The sequence below is a fragment of the Pedobacter sp. BAL39 genome (assembly GCF_000170795.1).
Classification (GTDB): domain Bacteria; phylum Bacteroidota; class Bacteroidia; order Sphingobacteriales; family Sphingobacteriaceae; genus Pedobacter.
Genome location: NZ_ABCM01000033.1, coordinates 1 through 18,968 on the forward strand (window position 1 = coordinate 1; position 18,968 = coordinate 18,968).

12 protein-coding genes are annotated in these 18,968 nt (G+C 44.5%); 1 reads left to right on the plus strand and 11 read right to left on the minus strand.

Annotation, left to right across the window (positions count from 1 at the left end; genetic code table 11):
- The 5 genes from PBAL39_RS23675 to PBAL39_RS23695 all read right to left on the minus strand — a co-directional run.
- The coding region (locus PBAL39_RS23675; protein ID WP_232283007.1) for a SusE domain-containing protein at positions 1-1,108 on the minus strand (1,108 nt) is incomplete at its 3' end.
- 29 nt (positions 1,109-1,137) lie between these two features.
- Positions 1,138-2,769 (minus strand): RagB/SusD family nutrient uptake outer membrane protein, encoded by a 1,632-nt coding sequence (locus PBAL39_RS23680; RefSeq protein WP_008246580.1) that lies wholly within the window; start codon positions 2,767-2,769, stop codon positions 1,138-1,140.
- 26 nt (positions 2,770-2,795) lie between these two features.
- Complete coding sequence (locus tag PBAL39_RS23685) at positions 2,796-5,945, minus strand: TonB-dependent receptor (RefSeq protein ID WP_008246582.1); 3,150 nt, start codon at positions 5,943-5,945, stop codon at positions 2,796-2,798.
- Positions 5,946-6,023: 78 nt separating this feature from the next.
- Positions 6,024-7,445, minus strand: coding sequence for a sugar porter family MFS transporter (locus PBAL39_RS23690; RefSeq protein WP_008246584.1), 1,422 nt, complete (start codon positions 7,443-7,445; stop codon positions 6,024-6,026).
- A gap of 5 nt (positions 7,446-7,450) precedes the next feature.
- Positions 7,451-9,256 carry a class I mannose-6-phosphate isomerase gene (locus PBAL39_RS23695; protein ID WP_008246586.1) on the minus strand — a complete coding sequence of 602 codons (1,806 nt, stop codon included), beginning with the start codon at positions 9,254-9,256 and terminating at the stop codon, positions 7,451-7,453.
- 253 nt (positions 9,257-9,509) lie between these two features.
- On the opposite strand from PBAL39_RS23695, the gene PBAL39_RS23700 reads away from it, so the two are divergent.
- Complete coding sequence (locus PBAL39_RS23700; RefSeq protein WP_008246588.1) at positions 9,510-10,238, plus strand: GntR family transcriptional regulator; 729 nt, start codon at positions 9,510-9,512, stop codon at positions 10,236-10,238.
- A gap of 90 nt (positions 10,239-10,328) precedes the next feature.
- On the opposite strand, the gene PBAL39_RS23705 is transcribed toward PBAL39_RS23700, so the two are convergent.
- The 6 genes from PBAL39_RS23705 to PBAL39_RS23730 form a co-directional block, all read right to left on the minus strand.
- The gene (locus PBAL39_RS23705) at positions 10,329-10,934 is read right to left on the minus strand and encodes a GIN domain-containing protein (RefSeq protein WP_008246590.1); all 606 of its coding nucleotides are present in this window, start codon (positions 10,932-10,934) and stop codon (positions 10,329-10,331) included.
- A gap of 180 nt (positions 10,935-11,114) precedes the next feature.
- Complete coding sequence (locus PBAL39_RS23710) at positions 11,115-13,238, minus strand: response regulator (RefSeq protein ID WP_008246593.1); 2,124 nt, start codon at positions 13,236-13,238, stop codon at positions 11,115-11,117.
- Positions 13,219-15,147, minus strand: a complete 1,929-nt coding sequence (locus PBAL39_RS23715) for a two-component regulator propeller domain-containing protein (protein ID WP_008246596.1) — start codon at positions 15,145-15,147, stop codon at positions 13,219-13,221. Before PBAL39_RS23715 ends, PBAL39_RS23710 begins: the two co-directional genes overlap by 20 nt.
- Before the next feature lie 49 nt (positions 15,148-15,196).
- Positions 15,197-16,273 carry a cellulase family glycosylhydrolase gene (locus PBAL39_RS23720; protein WP_008246598.1) on the minus strand — a complete coding sequence of 359 codons (1,077 nt, stop codon included), beginning with the start codon at positions 16,271-16,273 and terminating at the stop codon, positions 15,197-15,199.
- Between the two features lie 40 nt (positions 16,274-16,313).
- Positions 16,314-17,402 (minus strand): family 43 glycosylhydrolase, encoded by a 1,089-nt coding sequence (locus tag PBAL39_RS23725; protein WP_232283008.1) that lies wholly within the window; start codon positions 17,400-17,402, stop codon positions 16,314-16,316.
- A 15-nt stretch (positions 17,403-17,417) separates the two neighbouring features.
- Complete coding sequence (locus PBAL39_RS23730) at positions 17,418-18,953, minus strand: RagB/SusD family nutrient uptake outer membrane protein (RefSeq protein WP_008246601.1); 1,536 nt, start codon at positions 18,951-18,953, stop codon at positions 17,418-17,420.
- Between the last annotated feature and the right edge of the window lie 15 nt (positions 18,954-18,968).

The window sequence follows — 18,968 nt, forward strand, 5'->3', positions numbered from 1 at the left end:
ATAAGACCGTAATTTTATGAGTATATGCTTCGGATTGCAACATTACATTCACTTTTACGTGCTTTTTATCGGCAGAAGGATCAAACTTGTAAGTATTGTCCCACTGGGCGTTGGACACCGGAATGAGATAAAAGTAGGCCGCTGGCTTTCCCGCCGGGGGATCATTGTTGGCATTAGTGCTACCCATGTATTCATTTCCGGCAGCAGTATGGAGAATGAATTTATAACGCTCATCCCTGCCCCAGGAAAACTGGTAAAATTCAACAGCAACATCCGGCGCTTCAAAAACACCATTTTCAGTATAGTTTAACGTACCTATTTCAGCACCATAAGCCGACATGTACAGGCCTATTGAATTGATTTGCGTGGATTTGGCCGTGGCAGAGGTAAAATCAAAATTCAGCCGATAGGTTTGTTTAGCACCAGTTACCACTACCGGAGTACTGCTTTCTTTGATGACTCCATTTTCTAAATTGTATTTCCTGCCTCCTTCGACATTCTTGTCCGTGAGCAGGTATTCACCGGCCTTCAGCGAGGTAAAAATTTCAAATACACCATCCTCATTTTTTTTCAGTTTTACCGCCTTGCTCAGGTCAGCACCTCCTTCTGTCGCTGAACCGGTAAGGTAGAGCTCAGCAGGATTTTCTGCAAATCCAGCTGGTCTTTCCAGGTTTAGGGTACGTGAGGCCGATGCAGGGATAACATTAGTGGATTTAGAAGCAATAACTGTCCACTTTAACTTACCGGCGCTTAAGGAAGCAATACCTGCCGCATTGGCAATCTTATTCAGGTCCTTATGCGATAGGGTCACCTGTGTTTGAATTCCTGCGCCGTCAGAAACCACTTTGTACACCGGCTTGCTGAAATCACCACCTTCCTTATCAAAGGCAAGTTCGTATAGGATCACTCCATTATCTCCAGTTGATGCCGCATCCCATTTAAAAAGTACACTCGCAGCCGTAGTGGGTTCCAGCTTGATGTCGACGTTATCATTCGGCGTGGCTAAAGCGCCTACGGGACTTAAGCCGAGGTCCAGTGGGCGGTTTTCTTTTTTGCAGGAAGTCACTGCAAAAACGGTTAACAGCAATATGCATGTCAGCCTCATCATATTTTTCATATCTTTTAGATTTCCAGTGGTTAATTATTATATCCAGGATTTTGTCCGAGGTTTTTATTCAGATTGGCATCATGTGCCGGTATTGCCCAGAGGTAGTCTCTTGCAGGATCAAACTTGCGGAATTGTGTTCTGATGTACCCATTATCCGTATTCTGATCAGCTGAGAATTTTGCCCCATGTGCATAGCCGTTCATCGTCAGCTCGGCAGTTTTCCATCTTCTGATGTCGTCCACACGCAAACCTTCCATGGCCAACTCCACCCTTCTCTCCCTGCGGATGACATTCGTCATGTCAGCATTGCCGGGATAATTCAGGGCGCCGGCTTCTGTAAATCCTGCTCTGGCACGGAGGGCCCCTATGGTCCTGTTCCAAACCGTAGCATCCATCTGATTCAGGCTTTGTTTAGCTTCAGCATAGTTTAACAAAACTTCGGCGTACCTGATCAAGTGAAGGTTGTTGCCGGACACAAAATTTGCCAGAGCACTGGGATCGTAATATTTCCTCCAGTAATATGCGGTGGCAGAGGCTGCCTGGGATCCGGCACTGTATTCATCCAATCCAGGTTGAACAGGATCGGTACCAGGTTTAATGTAGATAACCTTCGTGGTATTGTTGGCATTGATCCAGTTGTAGCGATCGTAAACTATGGTAGCGGTGAGGCGCGGATCACGGTTCACATAAGGATTAGACTCTACATATCCTGAACCCGCTTCCCTGATCCCCCTGCCGTTGAGCATGATATAGTCGTCTACCAATTCCTGGGTTGGAGCCATATTGCTGACGCGCCCACCAACAGTACGGGGAGCAAAATCCCAGAAATTCTGCCAGGTACGCACCGTAGGCACATATTGAAGCGAAAGGATACTTTCATTCGTTTGTTTATTAACAACAGGATTATTGAACAGATCTGCATAGCTGCCCTGCAGGGCATAGGTGCCATTCGTGCCTTGGTCATTCATTAATTTCTCACAAACAGCAACAACCTCGGCCATACGGTTACCCTGGTAAAGCAATACCCTTGACTCCAAAGCCAATGCAGCACCTTTGGTGATCCTGCCGTTTTCTGCTGCCGGTATAGCGTCTTTAGAAGGGAGGTCATTGACAATCGCTTCCAGTTCGCTTACGACAAACTGCATCACCTCTGCCCTTGTTGACCGGGAAATGGTCTGTGCTTCTTCAGGACTGATGTCCTTATCAACGATCGGCACATCCCCGTACCATTTGCTGAGGTTAAAATGTTCAAATGCCCTGATGAATCTCGTCTCCGCTTTCAGCCGGCTAATGGCCGCTGCAGGCAGCGTGGTATTCTTATCAATATTGGTAAGAAATATATTGCATGATTTGATTGCTGAATAGTAATTGTTCCAGTCGCCGGCAAATTTTGCAGTCTGGGCATTTGCATTTCCACTGGCAATAATATTCAGGTCACCTGAAGGCGAATAGGCATTATCTGATATTGCTTCCGCATCAAAATACAACCCGCTATTGTAAATCAGGCTATAGTTATTATACAGCGCATTGTATACGTTCGCATCGACCGTCCAAAAGGTAAGGTCCGAGAATCTATCGGTAGGTGCGATATCGAGTTTCTTGCATCCTGTGGCCACTAAAAGTGCAACAGACACCAGCAAGAGCTTTTTTATAAATTTCATCTCTTTATGTTTTAAATAAGTAACCTTTAAAATGTGACTTCAAGGCCGGCACCGTAGAATACAGGCAACGGATAGGACCTAGCGCTATTGGAGGCTGAGCCCGGATTCAGATTGTTACCAAATTCAGAGGTTTCAGGATCGATAAACTTCAATTTGCTCAGGGTAATCAGGTTCTGTCCGATTAAGGATATTCTTAGTCTCTGAAGGCCAAGTTTTCCCGTTACCTGTTTATTGAAATTGTAACCAATGTTGACATTTTTCAACCTGGCATAGGCAGCATCATATCGATACACGTCAGATCCTGTACGCCAATTGTTGGTATTGGATGCCGAGCCGATATTGGCCAATATCGGGTAACGGGCATCTGGGTTTGCCGGCGACCATATATCTGTCTGGTGTTCATAAACAGTGGCTCCATATCCATAATGAAAAGGCTCCACCAGCTCTCCGCGCAGAAATTGATCACGCTTGCCCACGCCCTGAATAAAGAGAGAGAGGTCGAAGCCCTTGTACGCAACGCGGTAAGTAAATCCAAAAGTATATCTTGGAAAAGGGTTACCAAGTATGGCTTTATCCCTTTCGTCAATCACCCCATCACCATTCTGATCTTTAAACTTCAGGTCTCCCGGCTGCACAGTATTGCCTGCGATTTTCGGCGCATTATCGATATCCTGTTGATTCTGAAAAAAGCCGTCGGTCTGATAGCCATAATATTGTGTGATTGGCTGACCTACTCTTCTGATCAATTGGAATACATCCTGATTGTAGATTCGTTCCGTAGCTGAGCCGGTGAGGTTGAGTAATTCGTTCTTGTTATCTGCAACATTCAGACTAAAGCTCTGGCTGAGGTTTTCCCCGGTAAGATTATAAGTCAGGGAAGCTTCCCATCCACTGTTTCTTACCTTGGCTACATTGTAGCTGGGTGATCCCGCACCGAACAGGAATGGTACATCTTCCCGCTCTGCAAGAATGTCACTTGTCGTGGTACGGAAATAGTCGAACGTGGCGGTCAGTTTATTGTTGAATAAACCCGCATCGATACCGATATTAAACTTAGCTGACCTCTCCCAGCTAAGGTCACGGTTTGCGATCAGCGTACCGGCACCACCAACAACGTTGTTGCCAAAGCCATAGGCATTAGGATAGTTGAAATAGGTGGTCTGGTATTGATAATTTGCTACATTCTGATTTCCCACAATACCATACGACGCCCTCAGCTTAAGGCTGCTTACCTGGTCTTTTACAGATTCCATAAAGGATTCCTGAGTCACTATCCAGCCTGCACTAACGGATGGGAAGAAGCTTGAGCGGTTTCCCGCAGCAAATTTCGAAGAAGCATCATTACGGAATAATGCCTCTAAAAGATATTTTTCCTTATAGGCATAATTCACCCTGCCAAAGATGGACAACAGACTTGTGGCATTGACTGCAATGCTATTAGTGGAACTTTGCGGATCGACAATTGTGCCGGTAGTGGGCGTACCCAATAATGGATCTGTCAGTGTCTTTTGCAATTGAAAGCCACGCTGATCATAACTCTCACTGGATACACCAGCTTGTATTTTAAAATCGTGATCACTTATCTTTCTTGCATACTCAGCATATAATTTGGTGTTTAACAAAGTGGATTTGCTATTGCCATCCAAAACGGTAAGATCGTTCCCATAGACACCCGCCGGCAAATAATCAACCTGGGTCCGCCGGAAAAATGTACCATTATTCTGTAGCGTACCTCCAAATTCGCCGGTAAGTTTCAGCTCTTTGGTAAGGCTCAGCTGCCCATTAAAGGCACCAAATATCTCGTCGTTATCTGCCTGGTTAAAACCTCCCTTTTCCAGCACGCCGTATTCATTGTATTGCGATGCCACCGGATTGGTCAGGTAATTGCCTTCGGCATCCTGCCAGTTGTAATTGTGTGGCACCCGGTTCGCATCCGCGAAAATATTGTTGTCTCCTACGCTATTGGTCTTGTTACGTGTTTTTGTATAATTTAAGATGATGTTTGACCTGAACTTGCCAACAATTGATGTTTGATTCAACCTCAGGTTATACTTCTGGAAGCCAAAGTCGGCACCAGATCCACCATTCCCGATCAGGTTGCTTTTCTGATCCTGATAGCCGGCGGACACATAATACGCACTCTTTTCGCCACCACCATTGATGCTCAGGTTATGCGACTGTAAGGGTGCTGTTTTTAGCAGGTGTTCTATATCCCAGGTGCCATTTCCAGCACGTTTAAGCTCCTGGATCTGATCTGGGGTATAAGCTGGAGGCAGTCCTGAATTGACCAGCGACTGATTTTTATAATAGGCATTATCCCAGGCATCAACTTTATCGACCAGCACACGTGCGTCCTGTATCCCATAATTGCCATTGTAGCTTACTGATGCTTTGGTGTTAAAATTACCGCTTTTGGTGGTCACGAGAATGACGCCATTCGCCGCCCTTGATCCATAGATCGCGGCCGAACCCGCATCCTTTAATACGGAAACGCTTGCGATATCGTTCGGATTAAGGGTATTGAGGTTTCCGCCCACAATTCCGTCAATCACGACCAATGGCGTATTGTCTCCCAGTGTACCAATCCCCCTGATGTTTACCGTTACATCACTCCCCGGATTAAGGTTACTCTGTTGGATGATCAGGTTTGGGGATTCGCCCTGTAAAGCTTGGAAAGTATTTAACACCGGCTTATTTTCGATATTCTTTGAGCTGATCGTTCCAACCGCACCCGTAACGTTTATCCTTTTCTGCGTCCCATAACCTACCACAACCACTTCATCAAGTCCGGTGCTTTCGGGTTTAAGGCTGACATTGACCTCTGTTTTCCCCGCAATAGCCACCTCTTGTTTCACATAACCGATAAAGGTAAATGTCAGGCTTCGATTGGCATAAGCATCCGGGATGCTCAAGCGATAGCGACCATTGACATCGGTTACGGTGCCCACTGTGGTTCCTGCGATGTGTACGTTTACGCCAGGAACAGGTTGGCCGGCCTCATCCAGTACCCTGCCCGTGATGGCAAGCTCATAAAAACTCCGGGTGGTCGAGGACCGATCCATTATGGTAGCCTTTGCATCCCCGCTTAATGCAGTCATTCCAAGCACGACGCCGAGAATAGGCTTGCTGCAGAGCCATTTCAGCTTCTGCAATTTGAGTAACAGTTTTAATTTCATAACAGCGATTATTATTTGGTTTTAAGAATTTTGATTGTTTTTGATTTTCTGAAGGTTTTGATGCTTCCGAAGGAGGAGCTAATCAGTCTCCCCGTTTGTATAGGATTTCTTCCAATAGTTTTCAATGTCTTCTAATGATCGTCCCTTCGTTTCCGGAATCAGTTTCCAGGTGATCCAAAGCGCCGGAGAGCAGCATATGGCAAAAAGGAAAAATGTCCATGATGAGCCTAGTCCTTCTAAGAGTACCGGTGTCAGCTGCCCCACGAGGAAGTTGCCAATCCATAATGACAGCGTGGCCAATGCCATCGCCTTTCCCCGAACTGCATTCGGAAAAATCTCGCCCACAACTACCCAGCATACCGGACCGAATGAAAATGCGAAACAGGCAATAAATGCAAGGATGAAGATCAAAATCCATGGACCTGCAGTTACACCCAGTGCGAACAGGACACCAATGATGATCAGTGAGATCACGGCACCTCCCACACCTACAAAAAGCAACGGCTTACGTCCCCATTTATCGATGGTAAAAATGGCCACAAAGGTAAATACCACATTGACCAGACCAATGGTCACCTGTCCGCCCAACGCATTGTTCAAGGTGAAACCTGCCTGCTCCAGAATACGCGGGCCATAGTAAATCACCGCGTTGATTCCACATATCTGTGATAAAAACGGCAATAGAATACCGATATAAAGTGCCTTCCTGAACACCGGCCGGAATAATTCTTTCAGGGATCCCTCCACATTGTCGTCTTGTGCCTTGAAAGCTGCGATTTCTCTGTCTGCAGCTGGCGCACCATCGATCTTCACCAACACTTGCCGGGCTTTCTGATCCTTTCCTCTTAGCAGTAACCACCTTGGCGATTCAGGAACAAAAAACAGGGAGATCAGAAAGATTGCCGCAGGTATAGCACCCAGTCCAAGCATTCCCCGCCATACCTCAACCGAAAAAATGGTCTGCATGCTGCCGGTGCCATAATCATCAGAAATATGGTTGGCCAGATAGGCATTGGAGAAATACGCCAGCACAATCCCAATTGTCAAGGCCAGCTGATAAAGTGACACCATCATTCCACGGTATCGCGATGGGGAAAATTCAGAAATATACAGAGGCGAAACCATCGAAGCTACGCCAATTCCGAGCCCACCGATCAGTCGGAAAATAATCAGGACATCAAATGAGCTGGAGATCATGCACCCCAGCGCTGAAGCCAGAAATAGCACTGCCGAAAGTATCAGCACGATTTTACGTCCGTACCTGTCACTCAGCTTCCCTGAAAAACTAACACCGATGATACAGCCAAGTAAAGCACAGCTGACGAACCAGCCTTCACTGACCGCATTTAAGTCAAAATCTGTTTTTACGAGGCTAACTGTTCCGGAAATCACCGCCGTATCAAATCCGAACAGAAAGCCGCCAAGCGCAGCAACCAGGCAGATCAGATAGAGGTAAGTCCCGCTTTTTGATCCTTGAATATTGTCATTTATATTGGTCATGGCCTTTATTTTAAAAATGCTTTAATAACTTTTACGCCGGCTTTACCGAGATTGGTCAGTGTGTAACTTTCGGCCGCTGCAGGTACAATAAATGTTTCCGCAAAGGCGAATGTCCGGGTCGTACCATCTGCAGTCTCCAGCAATACGCCATCTCCTTCAACAACCATCAGTACATGGCATACCTGATCTGTATGCTGCACCGCACGCGCTTCGAATTCGATGCGATGAACATCATAAAAATGATCTTTGTGGGTAGGCAAATGAACCAATTGATAATCTTCCGTTTTTTCAATAATTGTGGTTTTGGAGATCAGCTCGTCAGCTACACTTTCTCCTTTTCGGTTAAAGTCGAGGTTATGGAAGGCATGATCAATATTGATCGGACGCGGGTTACCGTCGAGGTCCAAACGAACCCAATCATACATTTTAAAAGTAAAAATGTAAGGTGTGGCGCTGATTTCCAATACCAGGTTACCGGCGCCGGCACTGTGAACCGTACCATTTGGAATCAGGAAAAGATCGTGTTTGGCTGCAGTGAATGACTGTACATATTTTTCAATTGCTATTTCTTTACCTGTGGTTTTACTTTCCTCGAGCGCGGCTCTGTATTCAACAGGATCGATACCTTCCTGGAAACCCAGGTATACTTTTGCGTCGTCCTCGCAATCCAGGATATAATAAGTTTCGTCCTGAGTCAGTGTTTCGCCGAAGTTCTCCTGAATGTATTTAAGGCTTGGATGGCACTGAATGGAAAGATTGCCCCCATCAACAGTATCCAGGAAGTCAAACCGGATCGGGAACTCATCACCGAACCTGGCAGCGTGCCTGCCCAGGATATTTTCATTGCTCGTAAACATCAGTGTATCGAAAGACACTTCCAAAAGATGCCCGTCGCTTTCGAAAACCAGACCATTTTCCGGTGAGATCAGCTCAAACGACCAGGCCAGGTTGACCACGTCCTTATTGATTTGTTCTATATTCTTTTTTATCCATTGTCCACCCCATGCACCAGGCTCAAACCATGGCCTTGCACGTATTACAGAGCGGCTCATCTGATCCAACCCCTCTAATAAATCTTTTTTGAAACACCAGTTAAATGTATCCATCCACTGGCCATCGGCCATCACCTCAATGTGATTCAGAATTTCCTTTTTGTGATTGTTCAACATTACCCAATCGACAAAATAAAAACGCTTGTACATCTGGGTTGCACCCTGCGGTTCTGCAGCCCCCAGATTGCAGATGCTGCCAGCGCGCATTCTGAACTGAAGCTCATTTTTTGGCAAATCGAAATAAATCAGGGGAGCCTTCCATCCAGATAGCGCAGCTCCGGTGCCGATGATAATGTTAATGTCGCTTTGATTAGTCTGCTGCTGTCCGAGCGAATCTTCGAATAAGTCTCTTAATGTTAATGTGGTCCTGGTACCCCACACCGCATCCTCAGTTCCCAAAAAGGGTTTCACCAATTCATCAACGAGGCCTGTAGGTTTTAAAAAATCAGCCGTATCGATCCAGTTTACGCTCAGGCCGGCATCTGTAAAACATTGTTGAAGCCCTTCCCTGATCCTGTCCCAAAAAATACCGGCATAACCGTCAATCATCACTACCCCTTGTCCGATAATATATTTGGAAAGCGTCTCAAAGCCATTGAATATTTTCCCGCTCCCTAATGAACAAGTCGGATAAACCTGGTACTCCTCATTGGCATTGGCAATCGGTTTGAGTTTAGGAGGCATCAGATATTGCGTAGTTTTTCTCCAATCATTCTTCAAGGTTACTTCCTGATTCAATTCGTCAATTTCGTAAGTCATATTTTGTTGTATTGTATGTACATTTAATAAGCCATTATTGTAATAAAAGCTTAAATAAGGTGGGTTATGATATATTTGGTTATTATGTACTGAATTATATTGTACAAACATAATAACAAATAATGTATATGCAAGTACTTGTTAAAAAAATATACACCCTTGTTAACCCCCTCTATTATAGGCCCAACAAAAAATCGTCAATTGTATGGACATTTATATTTTAGATTTTGCGTATTTTTGAAAAAATTAGCCTATGAATTTCTCCATTGATCACCAGAGCCCGATTCCATTACACGTACAAACTGAGCAGCTTTTAAGGAAAATGATTAATGAAGAAGACTATCAGAATGGTAAATTGTTGCCAAATGAAGTTGAGCTGGCTAAGGTTTTGGCAATCTCGCGCACGACACTGCGCCAGGCCATAAACAAGTTGGTTTATGAAGGATTGCTGATACGGAAGCAGAGAACAGGTACGAGGGTCAACAAATTGCACATCTCTTCAAAATCAAACAATTGGCTGAGTTTTTCTCAGGAGATGCAATTGAGGGGAATCAAGATCCGTAATTTCGAGCTCCATGTGACCTGGGTATATCCTGACGAGATTCTGGCAAATTTTTTCGACATCAAAACCGACCGCAAGATATTGAAGATGGAGCGTGTACGGGGCGGGGTGGATGAGCCATTTGTTTATTTTGTTTCTTATTTTCATCCCAGGGTTGGCCTGACGGGTGATGAAGATTTTAAGAGACCGTTATACGAGCTGTTGAAAGTGGATTATTCCACGGTCGCGACTTTGTCAAAAGAGGAGATCAGCGCTATTGCTGCCGATAGTGTGATGGCAGAGAAACTTCGGGTACCTGTGGATGCGCCAGTGCTTTTTCGGAAAAGATTTGTTTTTGACCAGGCAGAAAGGCCTATAGAATATAACCTGGGTTATTATAAAGCGGATAGTTTTACCTATACAGTAGAGAGCAGGCGATAATAAGCTTTGATAACCACCAACGTATCAAAAACAAAATAGGCCGTATCATTTAAATGATACGACCTATTCTTTCCCAACGCTCCTACATCCCTATTTTACCAATCCCGCTATTGCTACTCCTGTTGAAGGCACTGATTTTGTATGGGCGCATACAAAATCCCCGAATTTAATGTTGTTCATGTTGCTGGCCATCAGTGTATGCTCTTCAGCAGAACCATTCATTTTCAAAGTAGCAGTGTCATTGATGACCGTATATAGACTGCCGATCACCGCATTCACCCTTACTTTAGCACTTTGACTCAGGAACAGCTGCAAGTATTTCACGTCGAAGTTGTTGCTCATCACTACTACGGCACTACCCGCAGCTTCAATCCTTTGAAGGTCTTTCACTGCAACATTAATGGTCACTTGTCCGCTTTCCATAGAGTTGATATATAAGGTCTGTCCTTTGAACTGAACTGACGTTTTCTCGGCATTGAAATCTTCTCCCACTGTAATACCTTCATTTTCACTTTGTGTCAATACGATTTTCACATTACCAGCGACCCAGATTTTGTTAAACCCTTTTTCTGAGGGCAGCGATTTAGTTGTTTTTACCGATGGAACTAATCCAGCTGCGGAAGTAGTCACACCTGTTGAAGTCAATGCTACTGCTGCGAATAATATGGCGAATGTTGTTTTTGTAAGAGTTTTCATGATTTTATTTTTTAAGGTTTTTCTTCTTGTTTTGTAATTAAGACGACCTCAAAAGGAAAACGTTTCAGCGGTTTTCGCTGCTTTATACCACTTACAGTACACACTCGACCAACGCCCGTAATTATTCGACCAACACATTTATAAAAAATAAAAAAACTCCCTAGGACACCTATTTGATCCTTAACCCTCTGAATTTGGTGCTGAGCTTGACCTTACGGATTGTTCTGCAAATTCTGTTGGCGTCAATTTAAATTGGTTAAAAAAACATTTACTGAAATACGAGTGAGAATTGAAACCCACCATATATCCTATTTCAGAAATAGAATACTCCTGTTCAACGAGCAACTTTGCCGCAGCTTTTAAACGGATCAGTCTGACAAATTCATTAGGAACATGACCAGTTTGAGTCTTGATTTTTTTATACAAGCTTGATCTGCTCAGCCCGACCTCTCTGCCAAGGTCTTCCACAGAGAGCTGAGGATCAGAGATTCTGGCTTCAATAACAGCGGTAATCTTGCTTAGAAACTTCCTATCGCGGTTTCCACCCACCAATATCTCTGTCCCTTCCAATGGACTCTGAGCAAAACGTTGCTTCAAATTGAATTGCAGCTCCAGCAGATTCTTGATGATCAGGGAGAGCTGTTTCCATTTGAAAGGTTTGGCAATGTAGGCATCAGCCCCACTTTCCAACCCCTGTATTTCTGCTTCAGTATTGGTCTTTGCCGTGAGCAGGACGACAGGCAAATGGCTATAGGCGATGTCATTTTTGATGATTCTACAAAGTTCGACGCCAGTCATCACCGGCATCATCACATCGGAAATAACCAGGTCTACCTGATGTTTATCCAGTTGTTTGAGGGCATCTTTTCCATTTTTGGCCCTTAAAGTATAATAACCTTCAGCAGTAAAACTTTTGGAAAGAAAATCCAGCAATGAGGGGTCATCCTCAACAACCAGCACGGTTTGTTGTCCTTCATGTTCCTCGGCAACCTCCTGAACGTCGGACTCGGTACTGAGTTCCTGATAGCTGAATGGAATCAAAACCGTAAAGATGGTTTTCAACCCTTCTTCACTTCTCACCTCAAGTTGACCACCATGTTTTTCAGTCAGGGATTTAGCCAGTGCAAGTCCTATTCCAGTTCCACCCAGGTTTGTATACTGATGTTCCTCGGTCGAGACTTTAAAAAACTTCTTGAATATAGAATCCAACTGCGCTTTTGGTATTCCGATACCATCGTCCTCTACACTAATGGAGATCATCTCTGTTCCATCCTTTGCCAACTGCAGCTCATTAATCTTGACCTCCAGTTTGGTTCGTGTAAATTTGAACGCATTGATGAGCAAGTTGCTCAATATTTTCATTAAGGCCTCAGGATCCGCATCAACATTGAGCTTTTTGAAATGGCTGACGACGGTAAATTCAAGACCCTTTCTTTCTGCAATTGGCGAAAACCGGTCGCGGATACTGTTAACCAGGTAAATCAGTTCAACAGGTTCCGGACGAATTTCGAAGATATCGCTTTCGATCCGCCTAAAATCCAGCAATTGGTTAACAAGCGTTAGCAACCGGTCGGAATTTTCTTCCATTACTTGCAGATGAGCTTTACTTTCCTCGTCTTTTTCTTTTCTGGACAGCAACTTTTCCAAGGGAGCGATAATCAGCGAAAGCGGTGTCCTGATCTCATGCGCCATGGCTGTAAAGAATTCTATCTTCTGTTTATAGAAGTCTTGCTCACTTTTATTCTTCAATCGTTCCAACCTGATCTCCTGACGTTTTTTCGCTTTCCGATAGCTATACCTGCGAATCCAGAATGCTGCAAATATCAGGATGACCAGGTAAATAAGGTAAGCTGTAATGGTCCGGTAAAATGGAGGAAGGATTTTAATTTTGATACTCGAAACCTTTCCTACTTCCACACCAACGTCATTGATCACCTTCACCTGAAAATCATATGTCCCTGCAGGAAGATTTGTATAGGTTGCTTTGCGCTGACTGCCGACATTATTCCAGCCTTTATCAAAACCTTCCATCCGGAAGGCATACTGTATTTTATTGGGTGTAATGAAACTCAAACAAGCATATTCAATACTCAACACAGACTGATCAGATTTGAGCACTACTTCTTTTGTATAATTTATGGTGTGCTGTAGCGGACTATGTTTATCGTTTATATCCAGATCCTTGTTGAACAGCTGAAAATTTGTAAAAGACACGCTGGGCATGGCGGCACTATTTTGAATCTGATCAGGATAAAAGGAATTGAATCCATTGATTCCTCCAAAATTAGAGCTTACCTGAAGCATCCTTATAAAAGGCTTTATAATTGTATTGTTCACTTTGCAGGTTGTCCCATTTACCAAAATTCCGTTTTCTTCTTGTTTTTGGGTCAAACTCAAAAATACCATTGTTAGTGGACAACCAAATCTTGCCGCGCCCATCCCTGATGATGCCATAAACAACATCACTATTGATCTCCTCCGAAAGGCTAAACTTACCAGTTTTTTTGTTGAGGATGGTCAGGCCCCCGCCATCCGTTCCAAGCCATAAGTTCCCTGCGTCATCATCAAACATGCAGATCACTTTATTAGAACTGATCGCACCGGCCCTGTCAGCGTATGCATACTGAGTCAGCCGCTTGTTCCGATCCATCCTGATCAGCCCATTGTCATAGGTCGCAATCCAGATGACATGGTCTGAATCCTGGTATACCTGATAGATGCAGCTTTTATCCAAATTCTTACCTTTTATTCTGATGAACCTGTCGTTCTGCGGATCATAAAGGTTCAATCCCGAAATGGTGGACACCCATATCCGGCCTTCTCTATCAGCGTCAATAGCATACACACTGTTGTCACTGAGCGTATGAGGATCATTGGGGTCACTTTTATATCTTTTGATCTTTCCTGTGGCTGGATTAAACACATTAAGCCCTCCGGTGTACATACCAATCCAAATCTGATCAGCTTTATCCTTATACAATGCATGAACATTATGATAAGAGAGGCTATCCTGTCCACCGTGGAAAGGGAATTTTTTAAAAGTCTTATCCAACGAATTAAAGAGATTCAATCCACCATCTTCTGTCCCTATCCAGATCTGTCCCGGACGTGTTTCGAGAAAGGCACTCACTGCGTTTCCCGATAATGAATTTCTCGTTCCTGAGGGATAATAGAATTCAAAACCGGAGCCACCTTCGTGGTAATAGTTTAGCCCTCCAAAATAAGTTCCAACCCATATGCCGCCCTCTCTGTCTTTAAATACATGATACACCGCATCATCATTGATACTAAAAGGATCATTATTCTTGTTCTGATACACCGTAAAACGGTTGTTCTTGCGATCGAAAATGTTTAAACCCTTTTCTGTTCCCAAAAAGAGGTATCCCGGCTTCGGCTCATAAACAGCCCTGACAATGTTATCACTGATGGAGTTACCTGCGGTTTTTCGATATACGGTAAAACTATCCGTTTGCTTATTCCAATGATTCAATCCCCCTGCCATGGTACCGATCCAAATGTCGCCCTGACTATCTTTATAAAGATCCAGAATTACATTATTGGAGATTTTGGCTTTAGATGATGAAGTATATCGCCTGATACGATCGGTGGCCGGGTTCAAAACATCTATCCCCTCGCCGTAAGTGCCGATCCATAAGTCACCACTACTATCCTCCACAATTCTGGATACTTCATTTGAGGATATACCGGGGGATGATTTGGTGCTCAGGTGTCTGATTTTTTTAGTCTTTGGGGAGAAACAAAAAACACCCTTTTCTTTAGTAGCAATCCAGATATCCCCATTCCTGGATCGGGTCACATCATTGATAAAATAGTTCTTTAGCGGCTTAAAACGTGTGAAAATTTCAGTCTCCAGATTAAAAATATAGATCCCATCATCTGTACCTATCCAGAAAGTCTTCGCATCATACTTAAAGATTTTCCTGATGAAATTATTTCCCAAACTACCAGCAACATCCTTCTGATGTTGAAAAATCTTAAAGCTATAGCCATCAAATCTGCTTAGCCCATATTTGGTCCCAAACCACATATAGCCTTGATCATCCTGCTCAATATCCCATACCGTACTGGCAGAAAGGCCATCAGAGACGGTATAATGCCGAAAAAATACCTGCTGGGCAGTGCTGGTTTTTGGAATAAAAAGGCTGAAAAAAAGCAGCAGGGCAATTGCCCTGCTTAGTTTTTTGACGTTCATAGATGGTTAGATGGCTTATACAAGATAATGATCCCGGGGCGTTAACAAACTATTTAATGTCGTTTAGTTTTTTTATCAGATCGACTTCTTCCTGTTTGTACGGAGTTCCATCTTTCCTGAAAACTTCATGAAACCATTCTTTTGGTTCCTCTCCATTTTCAAGCGGAGTATCCCAGGCGAATTTCGTATTCGACTTCCCATCTACCAGGCCCCAGTTGATTGCTCCTATATTTTCCTTTTTCAGCAAGGGCAATACATTCTCAAAGCGACTACCACGGGTGCGTGCCATGTATTCCGTACAGATCATCGGCCGGCCATGAGATCTGAGCATATCAATTACACGCTGGTGCCATTGCGGCTCTTCATAATCATGGTAAGTAATCACGTCAGAATTCAGTGCCTGAAATGCATTCAACTCTTTATAGTCCCAGGCCCAAAGTCCGGCACTAATCGGTTGCTCTGGATTTACCGCCCTGGCCCAGGTAAATACACTTTTCAATAGTGGGTAAGAGCTGGTCAGTTTGCCGGAATTGCCGGGTTCATTGTATAAATCCCACAATAGAATACGTTTGTCAGTCTTAAAATGTGTCATTACATCTTTCACATACTTCTCCAGCGCAGGGAAGTTTGCGGCATCTTTTGAATCCGGATCACCGGGATCCTGCACCCATCCGGAATTGTGGATACCTGTTTTTGGTGCCGGCTGTTTACCAGTTTTCGCCTGTTTGTTCCAGCAATCATCAAAAAACACAAAAATGGTTTTGATCTTATGGCGATCTGCAATGGTCAGGTATTGATCCATTCTTTTTTTGAACCCCTCTTTGTCCTGCTTCCATGCCAGGCTGTGCAAGTAAACCCGCATAGTATTAAAACCAATGCTCTCCGCCCAGCCCAATTCTTTATCGATGGTTGCCGGATCAAAACTCTCTGCCTGCCACATTTCCAACTGATTGATGGCGGTACTCGGCAGAAAATCAGCCCCAGTCATCCATTTATATTGCTTGTACCAGGCATTTGCCTTTTCCAGCGACCAGACCTTCCCCACTACCGGGGTGGCCTCCTGAGCATTTGCAACGGTGGTAACATTCAACAGTAAAAATAACAGGTAATAAAAATATCTCTTCATAATGGTAACAGATTCTTAGTTTATGGCTTATACGTATTTATTATTTTTCTCCAGAAGGTGAAGTCGTCTTCAGACCTGTCGCCAGCGGCTGGCCAAAATCAGGGCTTCCATCTGTCTTATAGCTGAATTTCTGCATCCTGATGTTTCTTTTATCCGCACAGCCCTGGTTCGTGGCCGAGTTCGCATGATAAATGATCCAACTCTCCTTACCATCCGGCGATTTAAAGAAGGAGTTATGTCCTGGACCGAATGCATTGTTCTGAGGCTGCTTGGTAAAGACCGGCTGAGCGGACTTGGACCAGTCGGCCTGCACCAGTGGATTTCCACCGGCTTTCAGGCTAAGCATTCCCAAAGCGTAGTCGTCCGTTCCGCAGTAACTTGCCGAGTAAATTAAAAACACCTTGTTATCAGGAGAGGTCAGTGCCTGAGGACCCTCGTTGACACCAAAACCGTTTCTTTCCCAGTTAAATTCAGGCTCAGTCAGTTTTGTCGCCGCGCCCTCTATGGTATAAGGATTGGACATCTTAGCAATGTAAATGTTCTGTGTAAGGTTAACATTGGTGACATCAGGCCTGCCACACCATAAAAAATACCTGCTGCCATTGACTTCTAAAACCGAACCGTCAATAGCCCAGAAGTCCGTATTGGCACTAAATATCCTTCCTTTGTCTACCCATGTTCCTGTTGTAGGATCTGCGCTGCTGTTTTCCAGCACCCAGGTTCTCTGACTCACATCATTACCGTTACCCGCGGTATAGTAGATGTACCATTTCCCGTCTAAAAAGAACAGTTCAGGAGCCCATACATTCCTGGAGTTTTGCGCACCCGCCACAGGTGTAAAAACAGTTTTAGGTGTCGACGATGCCAGTTTCGACATCGCCGTTGTGGTCCACAGACTGATGGAACTGCCATTGGTCTGCAGGTAATAATATACCCCATCCTTTTGAAAAACCGAAGGATCGGCTCCATTCATCAATGGGTTGGTAAAACTGCTGACCGCAGGAGGTGGGTTTACCGGTTCTGCGGGTGCAGGATTACTGGATTTACCACAAGACAGGGACACAGCAATCAGCATTCCCAATATGATCAGCGGAAGCTCAGATCGTTTTAATATTCGATTGTTCATCATAGCAGTATTTAAGTATTAATAGTCGTTGTTTTGTGTCAGGTTTGAATTTAAGTCGATGTCCGACTGAGGGATTGGATAAACTTCATGCCTGCCTACAATGAACCCTGTGAAATCAGGATCTCTGTCTTTCAGAGCCGGACCTAAATCACCCCAGCGTAGCAAATCGGCCCAGCGCCATCCTTCTCCAGCCAATTCTGTAACACGCTCGTGTTTCAGCTGTGTTAAAAACTGTGCAGCATTCAGGCCCGGTTTCGCGATGGTCAATGTTGCCAAACCAGCTCTTTGACGGACCCTGTCTACGTACTGATACGCATCAGCAGTTCTGTTTAATCCATTGAGGCACTCCGCATACATAAGCAGCACATCAGCGAAGCGGATCAGACGGTAGTTGTTTGGTGAACGGAAACCCTCCTGGTTTTTCCAGTGATCGTTCAGCAATTTACGGAACCAAACGCCATTGGCATCAGGTCCGTTACCATAACGATCCGCAAATGTTCTTCCATAAACCATTGTCGCATTCGGCCCGGCGGGATCAGTATTATTGAAGAGGAATGATGCCGCTAATCGTGGATCCCGGCCTCCCCCTACAGTCGTTTCCTGTAAAAATTCATCGACCACCCATCTCCGCGCAGCACCATCAGAATACCCCACACCCGGAGGAGCAAAAAACTGGGAGATAGAAGTACCCGTGTTATTGATTCTGCTTTCATCTACATCATCATCGGTACTTTCAGACTGGTTTTCACTGAATTGAATTTCAAAGACCGACTCTACATTATTTTCAGTATTGATACGGAAGTTATCACGATAATCATCAGTCAGGGAATAATAGGTTCTGCCTTCTCCTGTAATCAGGTATGCAAAAGCATCTGCTGCCTGCTGATACAGTTTTTGCTGAAGATAGGTTTTGCCTAAAAGTGCATAAGCAGCACCTTTTGTTGCCCTTCCTACTTCTGTAGCAGGGTAGTTCGGCGGCAGGTCTACTATAGCCTCTGTCAGATCTTTAGCCACCTGTGCATAGGCCTGTGCAGTGGTCGCGTTTGCAGGAACATCCTTAGGCTGTGAGGGTTCCAGCATTAGTGGTGGCCTTCCATAATAAAGCGTGAGGTTGAAATAGAATAAGGCCCTCAGGAATTTAGCCTCAGCGATAATTCTCTTTTTAAGGTTCTCATCCATGGTAATCCCAGGCACATTGGCAATCACCTGGTTCGCCCTGAACACGCCCACGTAAAGTGTAGACCAGGTTTGTGCGGTTAATCCATCATTATAATTTGTTTGGTTGAACCGCATTAAGTTGTTCAATCCACCATCACCACCTGAGCCAAAACCTTCATCAGATTTCAGAATCCCGTGGTAAAACATCCACCGGGAATATAAACTTGCAGTACGGTAAAAAGTACCATAGACCGCATTAATTCCTTTCGTCGCATCCTCACCGGTTTTCCAGAAGCTGGCGATTGTCGGCGCATTGGGGTTCACGGCATCGAAATCCCGCTTACAGCCTGCCATAGTAATGAACATCGCAGCCAGTATAAATATGTATTTTTTCATGATTTGTTACTTTAA